The sequence below is a fragment of the Hominimerdicola aceti genome (assembly GCF_025567495.1).
Taxonomy (GTDB): Bacteria; Bacillota; Clostridia; order Oscillospirales; family Ruminococcaceae; genus Hominimerdicola; species Hominimerdicola aceti.
This window is the reverse complement of record NZ_JAOQJZ010000002.1, coordinates 68,888-85,760: the sequence shown is the minus strand read 5'-3', so window position 1 is coordinate 85,760 and position 16,873 is coordinate 68,888. Positions and strand designations below refer to the sequence as shown.

Annotated in this window: 17 protein-coding genes; 6 read left to right on the top strand and 11 right to left on the bottom strand. The window is 40.5% G+C overall.

From position 1 onward, the window contains the following. Positions 1-26 precede the first annotated feature (26 nt). From OCV57_RS02515 to OCV57_RS02475, 9 genes are all read right to left on the bottom strand, one after another. The gene (locus OCV57_RS02515) at positions 27-383 is read right to left on the bottom strand and encodes an Asp23/Gls24 family envelope stress response protein (protein ID WP_022286850.1); all 357 of its coding nucleotides are present in this window, start codon (positions 381-383) and stop codon (positions 27-29) included. A 126-nt stretch (positions 384-509) separates the two neighbouring features. Then, entirely contained in the window at positions 510-1,052 is a 543-nt protein-coding gene (locus OCV57_RS02510; protein WP_038671921.1) for a SpoIIIAH-like family protein, read from the bottom strand. 18 nt (positions 1,053-1,070) lie between these two features. Next, positions 1,071-1,622, bottom strand: coding sequence for a stage III sporulation protein AG (locus OCV57_RS02505; protein WP_242994556.1), 552 nt, complete (start codon positions 1,620-1,622; stop codon positions 1,071-1,073). Between the two features lie 3 nt (positions 1,623-1,625). After that, positions 1,626-2,096 carry a stage III sporulation protein AF gene (locus tag OCV57_RS02500; RefSeq protein ID WP_267300375.1) on the bottom strand — a complete coding sequence of 157 codons (471 nt, stop codon included), beginning with the start codon at positions 2,094-2,096 and terminating at the stop codon, positions 1,626-1,628. 1 nt (position 2,097) lies between these two features. Next, positions 2,098-3,237: a stage III sporulation protein AE gene (locus OCV57_RS02495; RefSeq protein WP_267300374.1), complete on the bottom strand. Its 1,140-nt coding sequence runs from the start codon at positions 3,235-3,237 to the stop codon at positions 2,098-2,100. Between the two features lie 9 nt (positions 3,238-3,246). Beyond that, the gene (locus OCV57_RS02490; protein ID WP_267300373.1) at positions 3,247-3,633 is read right to left on the bottom strand and encodes a stage III sporulation AC/AD family protein; all 387 of its coding nucleotides are present in this window, start codon (positions 3,631-3,633) and stop codon (positions 3,247-3,249) included. Next, complete coding sequence (gene spoIIIAC, locus OCV57_RS02485; RefSeq protein WP_022286844.1) at positions 3,633-3,830, bottom strand: stage III sporulation protein AC; 198 nt, start codon at positions 3,828-3,830, stop codon at positions 3,633-3,635. The genes OCV57_RS02490 and spoIIIAC overlap by 1 nt, the downstream gene beginning before the upstream one ends. A 40-nt stretch (positions 3,831-3,870) precedes the next feature. Then, positions 3,871-4,359 (bottom strand): stage III sporulation protein AB, encoded by a 489-nt coding sequence (locus tag OCV57_RS02480; RefSeq protein WP_117923703.1) that lies wholly within the window; start codon positions 4,357-4,359, stop codon positions 3,871-3,873. A gap of 1 nt (position 4,360) precedes the next feature. Continuing rightward, a complete protein-coding gene (locus OCV57_RS02475; RefSeq protein WP_267300372.1) occupies positions 4,361-5,296 on the bottom strand; it encodes a stage III sporulation protein AA in 936 nt (311 codons plus the stop codon). Positions 5,297-5,516: 220 nt separating this feature from the next. On the opposite strand from OCV57_RS02475, the gene OCV57_RS02470 reads away from it, so the two are divergent. From OCV57_RS02470 to OCV57_RS02445, 6 genes are all read left to right on the top strand, one after another. After that, positions 5,517-6,485, top strand: coding sequence for an AAA family ATPase (locus tag OCV57_RS02470; RefSeq protein WP_117958214.1), 969 nt, complete (start codon positions 5,517-5,519; stop codon positions 6,483-6,485). A gap of 110 nt (positions 6,486-6,595) precedes the next feature. Then, complete coding sequence (locus OCV57_RS02465; protein ID WP_267300371.1) at positions 6,596-7,690, top strand: DUF58 domain-containing protein; 1,095 nt, start codon at positions 6,596-6,598, stop codon at positions 7,688-7,690. A gap of 10 nt (positions 7,691-7,700) precedes the next feature. Beyond that, positions 7,701-10,382: a transglutaminase-like domain-containing protein gene (locus OCV57_RS02460; RefSeq protein ID WP_267300370.1), complete on the top strand. Its 2,682-nt coding sequence runs from the start codon at positions 7,701-7,703 to the stop codon at positions 10,380-10,382. A gap of 159 nt (positions 10,383-10,541) precedes the next feature. Continuing rightward, positions 10,542-11,495 carry a TAXI family TRAP transporter solute-binding subunit gene (locus tag OCV57_RS02455; protein WP_267300369.1) on the top strand — a complete coding sequence of 318 codons (954 nt, stop codon included), beginning with the start codon at positions 10,542-10,544 and terminating at the stop codon, positions 11,493-11,495. Positions 11,496-11,512: 17 nt separating this feature from the next. Next, positions 11,513-12,685 carry a sodium/glutamate symporter gene (gene gltS / locus OCV57_RS02450; protein WP_117923750.1) on the top strand — a complete coding sequence of 391 codons (1,173 nt, stop codon included), beginning with the start codon at positions 11,513-11,515 and terminating at the stop codon, positions 12,683-12,685. 14 nt (positions 12,686-12,699) lie between these two features. Then, entirely contained in the window at positions 12,700-12,879 is a 180-nt protein-coding gene (locus OCV57_RS02445; RefSeq protein ID WP_022286836.1) for a hypothetical protein, read from the top strand. A gap of 41 nt (positions 12,880-12,920) precedes the next feature. Here OCV57_RS02445 and OCV57_RS02440 read toward each other — a convergent pair whose 3' ends face one another. Together OCV57_RS02440 and OCV57_RS02435 are read right to left on the bottom strand one after the other, a co-directional pair. Beyond that, complete coding sequence (locus tag OCV57_RS02440; protein ID WP_267300368.1) at positions 12,921-15,479, bottom strand: translation factor GTPase family protein; 2,559 nt, start codon at positions 15,477-15,479, stop codon at positions 12,921-12,923. A gap of 16 nt (positions 15,480-15,495) precedes the next feature. Beyond that, positions 15,496-15,963 carry a GNAT family N-acetyltransferase gene (locus tag OCV57_RS02435; RefSeq protein WP_394804265.1) on the bottom strand — a complete coding sequence of 156 codons (468 nt, stop codon included), beginning with the start codon at positions 15,961-15,963 and terminating at the stop codon, positions 15,496-15,498. Between the last annotated feature and the right edge of the window lie 910 nt (positions 15,964-16,873).

Sequence of the window (16,873 nt, the reverse complement as noted above, 5' to 3'; positions counted from 1 at the left end):
TCCTTCATCTTATATTTGTCTGAATCCTATTCCTTTTCCGAAAGGTCAACTCCGCATATGGTCACATTTACCTTTGCAACTGTAAGTCCAAGCATATTCTGAACTGCACTTTTTACTTTATCCTGTATCTCCTCGGCAACGGAAACCGCCTTAGCTCCACGGCAAAGTATTATACCTATAGACACTGACAGCACATCGTCAACAAGGCCTATCCTGATATTGCCGAAATTCTCCTGTCTAAACCAGAGCTGACGTGGAGTCTTCATAACAGGAGCGATACCATAAACGCCCTCTATCTCATTAACAGAGTTTGTAACGATCTGCGCTATTACGTCCTGACTTATGTGCAGGCTTTTTTCTACTTTCTTTGAAACATCATTCATATTTATCCAAGCCTCCCTTTTTAGATATAAAAAAGAAATCCTTCAATCTATACTTACAACCATTATATCATAAAAATCAATAGGTTACAAGTATTTTGAAGGACTTTTTTTATTTGCTGACAAATTTTATTCTACATCATAAATTCTGATGTTTTCATTTGCAACTGAAACTTCGCTAAGGAGGATATCTTTTATCTGTGCCGCTTCGCTTGCAACAAGCCCGTCGCTGTCGGTCTTTACAACGATATTTGCGTTGTCACCGTCAAGATAAACAACACAGTCCTCAAAGCCTGCTGCTTTCACAAGTGTTTCTACCTTGCTCTCCGACTCCATGAGCCCCGTCATGGCTGAAGCTTCTTCTTCAGCGACTTTCTTTTCTTCCTCTGTGGAATCGCCGCCGTTCATTATATTCTTTAATGTTTCTACCGCCTCGTCCCTTGAATTCATTCTGTCTATTCTTGCCTGTGCAAAATAATCTGAAGTGCTGTCAGTGCTTACGAGCTGTGCGTCGCCGTAATTCACGCTTTGACTTTTCACAACGTCCGTCGCCTTTATCTTACCGTCTGAGGTCGATACTGCATAATTTATGTATACTGCAAGACCGAGTATCAGCGTCATTCCTGCAAGGATTATCTGCTTTTTGCCTATTATCATGGTCGGTTTTTTCATCTTTATTACCTCTTTCTGTTATTTTCTGCCCTCAACGCAGATCTTACTGCTTGATATGCCTAGTACTGTCGAAACCGCTTTAAGCACACGTTCGTTTACTTTTATATCTCCACCTCCTTCGCAAACAATGACAACGCCGCAAATCTGCGGTTTTATTATTTTTCTGACCAATGCCTCCTTTTTGCCGTCATTATCAGTTATTACTATCTCGTTTTCATACCTGTCGCTTGTTCTGTCACCATTATTGTCTGTGCTTTTGGTAAGATTTTCGGCATAAACATATTCGGTAGTTCCCTCAACTGTCACCATTACCTCGCACTCGCCAACTCCCCTGACTTCAGAAAGAACATCTTTAAGCTCTTTTTCTATCTGCTTTTTGTAGCTGTCCGTATCATCAGTGGCAACGCTTTCCGTGGGAATGCTCTTGCTCTCTGCCGTATTTTTAGCAGGAAACATCTCAGAAACAAATATAAGTAATATCCCTGCAAGACCTACGGCTATCACTATCTTCGTTTTCATAGGAAGCTTTTTAAGAGCCTTTATTTTCCCCTCAACTTTACTTTTCAGCAACGTTTATTCCTCCTGCATGATAACTTGAGTATCAGGCAGATCTTCTGAAATAAGCTTTTCAACAAGCACTCTGTCGCTTGTTTTAGTCAGATATACCCTTACCGCTGTTATCTCTATTTCATTATATTCATTTATATCTGTGGTTATGTCCACTCTGACGTTTTCTATGCCATTCTTATTCAGCTTACCCAAAAAATATTCTTCAAGCCTGCTTTCGGATTCGGACAGATAATAAAGTTTCGTCGCTGTTGAAACGCTGTCAAACTCAGGCAGATCTGCAAGCTCTGTATAGTCGCTTAGGGTGACTTTGAAGCCATGTCCCATTACAGGTGTTATGACCGCAAGTAAAAGTATCACAGCAAGCACTGATCTAAGCTGTTTTTTCAAAGTTCCCTCAGGTGTGGCAATATCCGTCATAGAAGTTATCACGCCTATAATGCAGGCAATAAATATCACTGATTTAACTGTATTCATTTTAAGCTCCTGTGTTCATGGCTGTCATTATTACAACTGATGTGGAAATAACGAACATTATAGAATAAGCCGCAAGGATGCTCACACCAATTGATAAAACCGAGTTTATGCTTTTAAGAAGTCCACCACTGTTGCTTATGCCAAAAATATCGTTTATGGTAGCGCCTATCCACACTGCAAGTTTTACTGCAAGAAGCGTAAGCAAAGGTTTCGCAACTATCACAGACATTATTATAACGCCTATCACGCCGACGCTTGTTCTTATTACGCCTATACTTCCCTTTACCGCTGAATAAGCTTCAGAGACCGAGCCGCCTATGACAGGTATAAAGCTTGAAGCCGCAAATTTAACGGCTCTTGCGGAGAGATTATCAGCCGCCGCTCCTGCAAAGCTTTGAATAGATAATAGCCCTGTAAAAAGGGTCATCACAATGCCAAGCACCCATATGACCAGCTTTTTCACCGACTCTGCAAGGCTTCCAAGGTCAAGAGATGGGTTTATTGCAGAAACAAGGGTCACTGCAAGCACTGCCGACAAAAACGGCACAAGTATCGTATCTGCCAATATACCTGCGCTTTCACATATTATCAGCATAACGCCGTAATAGCCTGCTCCTGCCGCCGCACTACCGCCTGCTGTCGCCACGCTTGAAAATATGGGTATGTAGGACATCATGAATCTGTTCATTTGTTCCATGGAAGTCTTTACAGAATAAAGGCTGTCGGTGACAGTATCGCTTATAACAAGCACTGTGGTAAGAACACATATGAGCGTGAATACCTTGTCCACTGTACCCTCAGCTGACATTGACCTTACCAACACGCAGAGCATAGTGGCGGCTGTTATTTTCCCGAGCATTATAAGAGGGCTTCGCAAAGCAGCGGTAAAGCTTTCAAATATATGCTTTATCACATCAGAGACACTTATATTTGCGGCAGAGGACGGATCTTCCAACGTGATGTTATTATCTTCAAGTACAGTTTTTACATCTTCATCACCCTCAAAAGAAAGTCCCTCGTTTATTTCGCTTATGAGCCTGTCATAATATTCATTGTTCTGTTCCTCACTGTCTGCATATACTCCCTGTGGTGTAAACATGACCGCAAGTACTATGATGACAGTGGCAATTATTTTTTTCATATGTCAATCCTATATAAGCAATGCTTTTACTATTTCTACAAATGCTTTGAAAAGCGGCAGCGATACCGAAAGCATTGCAAGCTTTCCTGCCAAAGTGACCTGTGACGCAAGTGCGTTTTCTCCGCAGTCCTTACAATAATCAGATGCAAGCTGTACGATATAGCATATGCCAAGTGACTTGAACAGTATGGTAAGATACATATTGTCGATTCCTGACAGAGTGAAAAGGTCCTCAAATACAGAGATAAGTTCTTTCACAAATGCCACCGAATGAAAAAGCACCAGTGCCGCCGCCGCAAGCACAGCCGCATATTTTATCTCACGACTGTCTTTCTCAATGGCTTTGCACACTATGGTTGAGAAAATACAAAAGCACGCTATTGTAAATATTTTCATTAATACAATCCAAACACTTCTTTTATCGTTTCAAATAGATTTCCGATCTGCCTTACTATCATAAGCAGAACGACAATAAGCCCTGCAAGAGTTGTCATCATTGCCTGCTCGTCACGCTCCGCTCGTTTCAGCAAGAGATTTAACACGGCAACGATAATTCCTATGGCAGCGATTTTGAAAATAAGATCTATGTCCATAAAATTTTGTTCCCTTCATTATGGTTATCCTTTGCTATGGCTATATTAGCAGAATAGCGATAAAAGCCCCGCTGAGAACGCCCAAAGCCCTGCATAGCCGCACCTGTGAGGTGAAATTCTCTGAAAGTCTGCTTATCTGCTCATCAAGTGCGGCAAGGCTCATGGAAATGTATGCAAGCTGTCCATTTGTGTCTGTTGTACCGAGTTTTTCAAAAAAATCTATGGCGGTCTGCCTGATTTCATTGTCAAAAAGCTTTGACTTATATATATCCTCGGTTATTCTTCTGCGGACATCAGGCGAAGAGGTATCTTGCGACAAAAATGTAAAGTCAGAATAATCTTTCTGCAAGCTAAGCTTTAAAATAATTTCCCCAAAAGTCATTCCACCCTCAACCATTGCCCTTGTTTCAAATATCAACCGTCTGAGAAGCTTGAGATATTTCATTTGCCGTATCTTGTCCGTCGCCATTGCACATCCCATTTGTGTGCAGGCGGATATGATCAGCACACAGCCTATTAGCTTTATCATTTCATGCTCCTGTTTTTGTAAATGATACCAGCCTGCCACACATTGTTCCTGTGCCTAGTACCGCAAGTGCGTCGAAAGCCTTATCTTTTATGAGTTTTGAGATATAACGCCGCTTTTTAAGCTCATCAAGGCTTGAAGCATGGCATGAAGCAATAAGCTTCACTCCTGAGTTGAGCGCATACTGCAAAGCTTCGTTGTCCTCAGAAGAACCTATCTCGTCGCATATGAGTATTTGCGGTGACATGACCTTGACAGCCGTCATTATGCCCTCATATTTGTTGTAGGAATTGAACACGTCCGTCATTGCACCTATAAGATTTTGCGGCTCACCTGCCACTGTTGCAGCAAACTCGTTTCGCTCGTCTATAAGCGCAACACGCCAGCGTTCGCCAAGCTTTCTTGCAAGATCACGAAGCACTGTAGTTTTTCCTCCCGAGGGCGGTGAAGCTATAAGCAGGCTCATTGGTTTGTCAGAAAAGCATTTTGCATATATCTCGTCTGAACTGCCTATCATTTCACGAGCTATCCTTATATTAAGAGAAGATATATTTTTTACCGACTCCACGGCATAACTCCTTGCAGGATCAAGAACGGCAGTTCCACAGAAGCCTACTCTGCACCCTCCTGAAACCGTTATGTACCCTCTTGCTATCTCACGGTGAAAGCTGTGAAGAGAGTTCTGAAATGCTCGCTGATAGGTAGTTTCAATATCATCTGTGGTAACTTGAACGCTATCCCCGATATTGTTCATTAGTCTGCCGTTATCATTAACGAAATACTCTTTCGAGAATATGGTAACAGACAGCCGTCTACCTCTGCGAAGCCTTATTTCCTGTATCCTGTCACGCTCTATTTCTGGCACTGACATAATTGCTCCCCTTATGCGAGGGGTGAGCAGTTCGTAAACGTATTTTATCTTGCTGACTTCTCTTATCATTTTTTCACGCTCCTTTTGACTTGTCCTATGAAATAACTATGCTGTGAGCCTGCATTTTAGTACAAGATATTTGTATTCTCCTACATACGCAGATATCCATTATTGTATTTAATTATCACGCAAAATGCTTGAAATACTGTTGTATTTGTGATATAATGTTAATGCAATATGCACAAATATTGTGAAGATAAAAGAAACATACAAAACAAAGGAGAAAATTATGAACAACAGCTTAACTGAAGAACAGGTAAAAGTACTGAATATGTCACAAAGCGTGATAAATGAGGTAAGAAAGGTCATTATCGGCAAGGACGAGATAATCATAAAAGTCCTGCTGTCCATACTTGCAGGCGGTCATATCCTTATTGAGGATATTCCAGGAGTAGGAAAGACCACTCTTGCCGTGGCTCTTTCAAAGGCGCTTTCACTTGACTATAAAAGACTACAATTCACCCCTGATGTTTTGCCAACAGACGTGACAGGTTTTACCATACTAAATAAAGAAACACACAAGTTTGAATATAAGCAGGGTGCAGCACTCACAAATCTTTTTCTTGCAGACGAGATAAACAGAACCTCAAGTAAAACGCAGTCTGCGCTTCTTGAAGTAATGGAGGAGGGCAAGGTAACTGTGGACGGTATCACACATAAAATGCCTGACCCTTATATCGTTATCGCAACGCAAAACCCGGTTGGCTCTATAGGCACGCAAATGCTCCCTGAGTCGCAAATGGACAGATTTATCGTAAGGCTCACAATGGGTTATCCTAATCTTGAAAGCGAAGTCGCAATGCTAAAATCCAAGCAAAATCTCGTGCCTGTGGATAATGTAAGGCCTGTGGTTTCTGCGGAGGATATCCTTCATGCAAGAAAAGTTGTGGAAAATATTTATGTTTCAGATCAGGTTTTCCAGTATATCGTTATGCTTGCAAATGTAACCAGAAACAATGAATATATAAAGTTGGGTCTTTCACCTAGAGGAACTATCGCACTACTAAGAATGACAAAGGCGACAGCGCTTCTTAAGGGCAGAGATTATGTTATCCCCGATGACGTTATATACAGCTTCAAGGACGTTGTTCTTCACAGACTTGTGTTCAGCTCAAAGGCAAAGATAAACGGCTTCACAGGAGAACAGATACTCAAAGGAGTTATTTCCTCAGTTCAGGTTCCAAGAGTTAGCAAGTAACGGAGGAGCAAATGCTGGTTTTATATATAATATTATTTATCGCCTCTATTTTCTTCTATATATTATATGTGGGTAGCTTCTCTTTTTATCTCTTTGCATTTTTACTTGTTATGCCTATTATCTTATTCGTTATGCTCAAAAAAATGTCAAAGAAAATAAGCGTTGGTTTTGTGAACACTCAGAAAACCGCAGGCAGATCGTCAAAGATACCCGTTGTGCTGAGATTGCAAAACCGCTCAAAGTTGCCTGTTGCCAATATGATTATAGAGATAGAATATTACAACACTCTTGACGGCGACAAAAATACAATGAAGATAAACACTCCCCTTTACCCTGATGATGTTCAGTATCTTACTTTGCACGTTTCTGCAAAACATTATGGCACAGTGAGAATGAACATAAAACGCTGTCGCATTGTGGATATGCTAAAGCTTTTCAAGGTAAAGGTGAGCACGAATGCAGCGTCACAGCTGTTCGGCGAGAGCACTTTCACTATAGTTCCTGACTATATACCTATTGAAAACAACATTGCGAATTATGCTGAAATGGGACTTGAAACCGATGATTATTCCAAGACCTCAAAGGGCGATGATCCCTCTGAGATTTTTGATATACACGAATATCATGATGGTGACAAAATAAACAGGATACACTGGAAGCTTACTGCAAAGCAGGATAAGACCATGGTCAAGGATTACTCTCTGCCAATATCAAACTCTATCGTGCTTATGGCGGATCTCCACCTTGATACAAATACAGACGATTATATGCTCGTATATGATACTCTTGTAGAGGCTATAGCGTCTATATCCTATTATCTCATAGAAAATGACACACCTCATAAGGTAGTGTGGTATGATAAAAAGAAAGATTTGAGCGAAGTAGTGAACGTTACAGACGAAGAAAGTGCAAGGCTGCTTATAAGTCTGCTGTTGCAGGCTTCTGTTTATGATGAGCCTGACTTGTCTATGATAAATTACATCAATGAGCCTGAGAGATATAAATGCGGTCACTTGATGTATTTTTCTCCCGCATATAACAGCAATCTCAGCGGCGTTATGAACGATAACGATCTGGCATTCCGCTATTCCTATATGCTTATCACAAATAAAAAGAAAGACGACGTTATAAACGATGAGTTTGCAGAGGTCGTGAACGTTACTGCAAAACACGTTGCCGAAAGCATACAGGAAATATGTCTATAAAGGTGACAACATGAAAAAGAAAAGAATAAAAAGCAAAAACAAAGATATAGGATTTATCAGCAGCAATGGTATCTGCATTGACGGAGATATCCTTATGAATTGTGAGCGTGAGCATAATTCAGGCTCATTTCTATGGTTTCAGATACTTCTGACCTTTGTGGCGACCATATGCACAGCATTTATGGCAGTATCATTCCTTGATATGGAAATATACAAGACCACGATCATATATTACTCCGCCATGCTTTCACTTGTGTTTGGTCTGATGAAATCGTCACACAAGATAATTAAGTTTTCTGCACTTGGTGTGATGATACTTCATGTAATTTACCTTGTGAGCAGGATATCTACAATAAAATACGGCTTGTTCGTTGTTATAGACAGATATCTTTCAAGGGCAAATCAACCTAACTCAACTCTTGGCGTTCAGCTTAGTGGAATTTCTACTATCGACTACCCATATCTTGCGTCAAATTTTTTCGTATTTTTTATAACTCTTGTTTGCCTTGGAACGGCAGCAGCCTGCCTTTACAGGATAGATTTTCCACTGCTGTTCATCATTACATTTCCTGTTTTCGAGCTTGGAATGTATTGGGGCTGGGAGCCGTCAATGTGGACTGTTATTGGTCTGTTTGTATGCTGGGTGACAGTGCTTTCACTACACATAATAAATCACACAACTAACAAGGCAGGAAGAAAAAACACCTTTGCGGTGCATGAGCGAAAACGCACGTTTTATTTTACATCTGAAAAGCAAAAAGCTTGTTTTTATAACGTATTCATGAAATTCACGGCTATTTTAAGCTCGTTGGTACTTGTAGTTATAATGCTTTTCTCAGCAATAACAGGCTTTACACGTCCTGAGTCATTTGCAAAATACAGACATAATATTTCTACAGCAGTGTCAAATTTCTCTCTCACTGACCTGAGGAATGCTTTTTCAGATTATGACAGCGGATTTGATCTGTTTGGTATAAAAACAGTTGGTGGCACAAACGGAGGCGTTCTTGGCAAGACAGCAGGCATTAGCTTCAACGGCTCAACAGCACTAAAAATGGTCACTCCAAAATTCTCTAATACACTATATCTCCGTGGATATGTAGCAGGCGTTTATAACGACAATAGCTGGACTCCTGTTGACGTGAATGGCAATGAAGACACCTTCTCTGATGATTTTGAGCAAGGCAAGATATGGGTGCAGGATCTGGATTATGACCTTATCCAACGCAAATATGCGGATCTGACCCCTGCTCAGATTTCTGTATCTGTTCTCGGCGCAAGCAAGAAATTTGTGTATGCACCATACGCTTCTTTATATTCAAGTGATGGAAACACTGACGATAAAAAAATGCGTCCTACCACTGAGTCATATGTCAAATTAAGTTCAACAAAGTATTCTCTTTACTATTTTGACCCCTCTCTTATAGAAGAAAGGCTTGAGGCCCTCCCTGAGGCTATAGCAGCAGAAGAACCTGCATTGTCTGTTAATAAGGACAGAGGTGTTGACGCTTACTCAGAGTTTGTTCACCAGAAATATATGGACGTTTCAAAGTCTGATGAGCTTAATAAGGCATATAAAGAGATACTTAGTGAATATCTTGGCGTGGATATTTACCACAAAGGTGATTGGACTTATGAAGAAATAAGCACTGCAATAAAAAACTATTTCTCTGATAACTTCACTTATACCCTTGAACCGGGTGTTACTCCAAAAGGTGAAGATTTCATAGATTATTTTTTAAGTACACAAAAGGAGGGCTATTGTTCATATTTCGCAACGGCGGGTGCAGAGCTTTTAAGAATGTTTGGCTATCCGTCAAGATATGTAGAGGGATATGTGGTGCTTAATTCACAGCTCGGTGAACCTAAAGATGATTCAACATACGAGGTAAGTGTAAAGGACAAATGTGCGCACGCATGGGCTGAGGTATTTATAGACAATGCAGGTTGGTATCCTGCAGAATTCACACCAGGTTATGATAATGATAATCCTAATCTTACACAACAAGAGAAAGACCCTAAGGAAGTCACAACAACTAAAAGCACAGAAAGCAAGCCTACGACAACCACACAAAATGGCGGTCAGGGTGGCACAACTTCAGTGGCTACTAAGAAGCCTGCAAACAGTTCAAAAGCTTCAACAACAAAGAAAACAAATTCTGCAAGCAACGGACATGGTGCCGGAGTGATGTCAGGCGCTGGGAAAACTTCTGTTTCATCAAGAGTAACAGAAAACAACAGCGACCATGGCTCATTTGTAGGAATTTTCATCACTCTGGGCGGACTTCTACTTATAGCCTTCGGCGTTGTAGTCCATAGAGATGTTAAGGTAAAGAAAATGCGTTCGGAACTAAGTAACGGGGACAATAGATCACGCACTGTGGCGGTATATCGCTATATGCTCAAATATTTAAAGCTTATAGGCATTACCGACAGCAGAAATATTACAGACTTACAGCTTTGTGACAGGTTAACAGAAAAATGCCAGGAAATGCAAATCAATGATTTCTCTCATATGATAAAATATATCGGAGAACTTGCAGTCAAAGCGGAAATGAGCAACTCAGTAATATCTGATGAGGAACTCGAAACTGCACTTTCTTATTTTGAAATCGTAAAGGACAAGATCGTCCTGCCAAAGCTTTCGGGTGCTAAACTTCTTAATGCAAAATTTGTTTACTGTCTATATTAGAGGGAAAAAGCCACGCTCGGTGTGGCTTTTTTAACCTCAATGATATTACTAAAAAGCTGATCTGTGATTTTTTTATATGAAATATATGTTTAATGCAAATATGGATATGATATTATCAGTAGGATAACTTTTTGAATATTTTAGAAAGGAATGATCGGATTGCGAAAAATAAAAAATACAATAATATTTATTGTTACAGTTGCTATACTTACAATGTTCTGCTCTTGCTGTAAACGCTCTGAGATAAAACTGGGATCCGGCAACGAAGGTGGTATATATTATAAATTTGCTGACACTCTCAGTGATATTGATGAAAACATCACAAATATAAGAACGGCTGGTTCTCAGGCTAACATGCGGCTTTTAAAGGACGGCTTTATCAACATGGGAATAGTCCAAAGCGATGTCCTGTCTGAAGCAGTGAATGGCACAGGAGATTTTAATGGTAACAAAATAAACAACGTCCGTGCAGTTGCGGCTCTTTACATGGAGTCTTTTCAGATAATCGTTCCGGCTGACTCAGATATTCAAACTCCTGCTGATCTTAAAGGCAAAAAGGTTTCTGTGGGCGAAGAAGATTCTGGCGTAGCAAAAAATGCTGAGTACATTTTAAACTCTGTAAGTCTTGACTATAACATGATAGATGTGTGCAACATGAACTATCAGAAGTCTGCTGAGGCACTTAAAAACGGCTCTATCGATGCATTTTTCGTGATACTTGGTGCTCCATGTGATGTTATAACACAGCTTTCTGAGGAAATGGATATAAGAATATTGCCTCTTGACGACAGAACAATATCATATATGACGAATCTTTATGACGGATACTATGAAACTGTAATAAAGGCAGGAACTTATAAAGGCATTGACGAGGACGTCAAGACTGTCGGCGTAAAGGCTGTTCTTGTGGCAAGCCAAAAGATGGACAGCGACACTGTAGCAGATATCACGAAAATGCTTTTTGAGGAAAATGACCAGATAAAGAAAAGGATCTCATTTGCGAATAATGACACAAAATTTGCAACAGATAATATCCCGTGTGCTTTTCATAAAGGGGCAGTGGAATATTATAACAGCATTGGAACTGCTATAACAGAGGAGGATCAAATTTGAAAACAATAAATGTGGATATGTATCAAACTCTTGCGGTGGCAGTAGGAGTCTTGTATTTAGGGGGATTTCTCAAAAAGAAAGTCAGATTTCTTGAAACCTTCTGTATTCCCTCTCCTGTCATCGGCGGAATTATTTTTGCTATCATATCATGTATTCTTCACGTCGCAGGAATAGTCGAATTTCAGTTTGATGAAACGCTAAAAACGGTTTGCATGGTCATGTTCTTCACTTCAGTTGGCTTTCAGGCAAACATTAAAGTTTTGAAAGCAGGAGGTAAAAGTCTTATTGTATTTTTATTATGCCTGATAGTGCTGATATTTGCGCAGAATGCGGTTGCCGTAGGACTTTCAAAGCTATTGGGAGTAAGCTCGCTGGTAGGTATGTGTACAGGATCTATCCCTATGGTAGGCGGTCACGGAACGTCAGGTGCCTTTGGCACAGTGCTTGAGGACCTTGGTCAGCAAGGAGCAACAAGCCTCTGCACAGCAGCGGCTACTTTTGGATTGATCATAGGCTCTGTTATGGGCGGACCTATCGGCAGAAAGCTTATACTCAAACACGATCTGCTGAAAACTGTTATTCCTGAGGACGACTCTATACTTGTCGAGGACGAACAAAAACATCACCGTTCTGTAAGCATGTATGCACCTGCAGCTTATCAGCTTGCGATAGCAATGGGAATAGGCACGTTTGTTTCATGGGTGCTTTCATATTCCGGCATGACTTTTCCTGTGTATATCGGATCAATGATCGTTGCAGCATTTATGAGAAATATCGGTGAATACAGCGGTAAAATACACATACACATGGGTGAAATAAATGATATCGGTGGTATTTGTCTTTCGCTTTTTCTCGGAATAGCCATGATAACATTGAAACTCTGGCAGCTTGCCGAGCTCGCATTGCCTATGATAATCATGCTTGTTGCACAGGTGCTTCTTATGGCAATGTTCTCATACTTTATCGTATATAATATAATGGGCAGAAACTATGATGCGGCAGTGCTTGCGGCAGGAACTTGCGGCTTCGGAATGGGTGCAACGCCAAACGCTATGGCTAATATGCAGGCTTTAACAGCAAAATTTGCCCCTTCAATAAAGGCTTATATGCTTGTTCCTATTGTTGGAAGTATGTTTGCCGATTTTATAAACAGCCTTGTTATAACAGGATTTATCAACTTTATTAATTAACGGAGGAAAAGAATATGAACAAAAAGAACAAACATCTTGACTGTTATACAGATAACCTTGCTTTTCCAGAAGTTCACGTTGAAGATGTAAAAACTGAGAGTGATGAAAACGAAAATAATAGCGAATCAGGTGTAATATTCGACAACTTAGCAATACCTGAGATAAAAATAAAATCCAAGAAAAGGAAGAGATAACAAAAAACGATTTTCTGGTTATTTTCAGAAAATCGTTTTTTTTATTTCATATTGGAGATATATTCTCTTATCTCTTTTTCCACACGGATAACGTCCTCGTGAAGCTCCTGAGCTGACATTCTGAAAGCACCGCTGCCCATGATTATGACCTGCTCCATGCCGTCAGATGTGGCGACCCTTACCTTATGCTCTCGGCTGAGCTTGTGGGCAGTGCGTTCAATATAAGTGTCAGCCGTTTCGACTTCTTTGGTGTAAACTATACTGATATTGTGGTAATTTTCCACAACACGCTCCTGCTCTTTGACCTTGTATGCGTCAAAGACGAGTATCAGCTCACATTGCTTGTATCCCTGATAGTTGCAAAGCCTGTTCACAAGCATACTTCGTGCAAGGTCAAGGCTCTCGTTGGCAGCCTTTTTCAGCTCGTCCCAAGAAAAAATTATGTTATAGCCGTCAACCAGCAAATATTCCACGCCTGAGTATATCTGCTTCGGCTTTGACGCTGACTTTACAGACTTTTCAGGTCTGCGCATCGCATAGTGCTTATCACGTTCTATTTTTCCGTAAGTGCGCTCAAATATCTCCATAAGCTCCTTATCACTTGCTGCACGTCTTACAAAATCTTCGGCACGAGCGTATGTCTGCGGCTGAGAGACCTGCCTGCGTTTGTCCTCAGGAGGTATGTGAAGCTTATCAGGAACTTCGTTCCATTTGACATTGTAACCTGCACCATGAGAGCAAAATACAGAATCTGCCGTATTTTCAAGATCTCTGTCAGGATCATAGCCATATTCTTCAAGCACAACTTCTGTATTATGACATTCACGGTAACCGTCAGAAGTGCATATCAGCTTTCCAACGCCCTTGGTGTAGCTTATGACCTGCGACTGATATCCACGCATTTCCGCCACTGGTGCGCTTCCCTTTATAACGGAAAATTCGCCCGATACCTCCGGCTGTGAGAAAACTCCGCCCATGTTCTGTATATCTGTTATAGCACGACCCACGTTCTGCTGTGGAACTTCAAGTGTGAAGCTGTAATAAGGCTCAAGAAGAACGGACTTTGCGTTTCTAAGTCCCTGTCTGACGGCACGATATGTTGCTTGACGGAAGTCGCCGCCCTCAGTGTGTTTAAGGTGCGCTCTTCCCGAAACGAGCGTTATTTTCATATCTGTAATAGGAGAGCCTGTGAGAACGCCAAGATACTTTTTCTCCTGCAAATGGGTAAGAATAAGTCTTTGCCAGTTTTTGTCCAGCATATCTTCACTGCATTCCGTTGCAAAACGCAGACCCTTGCCACGCTCCAGCGGCTCAAGCTTTAAATGCACCTCTGCATAATGCCTGAGTGGCTCATAGTGACCATAGCCGTAGACCGTTTTCTCAATAGTTTCTTTGTATGCAATGCTTCCCTCGCCAAAATCAATGTCAATATCAAATCGCAGCTTGAAAATGCTTTTCAGTATTTCAAGCTGCACCTCGCCCATTATACAGATATGTATTTCGCCAAGCTGTTCATTCCAATCGACGTGAAGCTGTGGATCTTCATTTTCAAGCACACGGAAATACGACAGCAGAGTGTGCATATCCAAATCACACACAGGCTCGACACGATAGGTAAGAACAGGCTCCAACAGTGGTTTTGCAGAATCCTGCTCAAAACCAAATCCCTGCCCTGCATAAGTTTTAGTCAACCCCTCAACAGCGCAAACAACACCAGTTTCAGCGTTATCCGCATTACGATATTTTGCCCCTGAATATATTCTTATCCTGCTGACCTTTTCTGAGGAGCTTTCACCGTCAGACGATGTATAATCTACTAGATCTCTAACCTTAAGACAGCCACCTGTTATCTTCATAAAAGTCAGGCGTGAGCCACCGTTCTCTGAAATTTTATACACTTTTGCACCAAAAGTACCGCTGTCATATACACACGGTGCAAGCTCTGCAAGGGCGTTCATAAATTTTTCTATGCCCTGTGATTTTAAAGCTGAGCCGAAAAAGCATGGAAATACTTTTCTATGAGCCACGGCATCTGACAGTATCGTGCCAGACATTGATCCCGTTTCAAGAAACTCATTCATAATATTTTCATCAAAAAGGGCGCAATCCTCTGCGACTTCGGACTTCATACGGCAGAAATCCACAAATCCACTGCCAAGACGACCCTCTAAACTGTTCATGACGAAGGTTTTATCAGCACCGTCCAAGTCCATTTTGTTCACAAAAACAAAGGTTGGGACGTTATAACGCTTCAACAGCCTCCAAAGAGTTTGGGTATGGCTCTGCACACCGTCAGTTCCGCTTATAACAAGCACAGCAAGATCAAGCACCTGTAATGCACGCTCAGTTTCCGCTGAGAAATCGACATGACCAGGTGTGTCAAGCAAGGTGAAAGATGTATTTTTATATTCAAATTCTGCGGGTTTTGAGAAAACAGTTATACCTCTGTTTTTTTCAATCATATCCGTGTCAAGAAAAGCGTCGCCGTGGTCTACACGTCCGACCTTTCTTATTTTGCCCGACAAATAAAGCATTGCTTCCGAAAGCGTTGTCTTGCCTGAGTCGACGTGGGCGATTATGCCTATTACTGTTTTTTTCATATTTTCTTCCTATTTGCTAAGTTTCAATGTACTCCATTTCATTCTTCATTTGCACAAATCCAAACTTTTCATATAAAGGTCTGCCCATTTCTGTCGCTTCCAGAGAAATAGAAGTAATACCTCTTTTCTTTGCATCTTCTACCAGTAATGCCAGCGTCCTTATGGCGATACCATTTCTGCGATATAAAGGCTTCGTATACATATTCATAATATATGCTTTCTTACCACTTGGATTGTGATAGGTAGGCATCACCTGGTAATAACTAACTCCACCTACACCAACAAATTTATTGTCCTCAAAAACTATATATGCTGTGTGAGTATCATTCTGAAAGGCTTCTTTATAATACTCGTAAGTTTTTCTTTCTACTTCATCCATATCAATATCTGACGTTAGATTATTAGCTGCCCGCAAAACTTCTATTCTTGTTTTGGTTAGCAGAACTATATCGTCTATCGTTGCTTTTTTATATATAATATTCAAACTAATCATCCTCCCAATTAAACAAAAGCACAGGTACATATTACCGCGAAAGTTTAATTTTTAGCATAAATCAAAATTTGTTTCGACAGTAAGCAGACAGTCTCCACATGACTCGGCTGTTCAACGAAAAACATACTCAACCCCTATTGTACAAGGAAATGGTGGAACGCACCTTTTCCCTTAAAATCTAGTGGTTCGAGCCTGTGATAACCTTGAATTATCCTATAATTTGTATAGGCAAACAGGATAAAGTTCTGTTCCTTAAACTTCATTTTTCATGTCAACCTTACAAACTGGAATTTGTTAATCTACCAGATAGAAAGAGGGAACCAGATCATGGCTTCTATATTGTTCTGTACTCTCTGACTTATCATTTTATCCTCACAAATTTCGATTTATCTTTCTAATCAACTACACGCCAACTTCTTTAAAATATTAACATAATATTTAAACTCATTCAAGGAACTCAAATAAACACACAAGTGGAACACCTCAAATTAAGTTTAAAAAAAGCTGATTAATGCGAGGCATTCGTTTCACCGTTTTGAGCAACGCTCGAAAATACGTCACTGAGAGGACTGTGAAAAAACGGCAGAAACGATTTATTCAGCGTTTCCTTTGTTTATTTGAAATTGCAATATAACTGCATATAGAAATCAGGAAACTTATACAGTACAAAACAACCGCTCCAAAACTAAACAATACTTCTCCCAAATAAGTTAGTCCTGGCATAAATCCATATCCAGGAAGATTATTATAGTAAATCATCAGTCCTATGGATATAAGCAACGGAATTAGTTCTGCCGAAAACAATATCCGCCAAAGTTTTTTTGTTTTCTTGCGAATGGTTATCACAAATAGTATTATTTGAAATATAAAAATTACTATATATGTAATCAGTAGGAACATT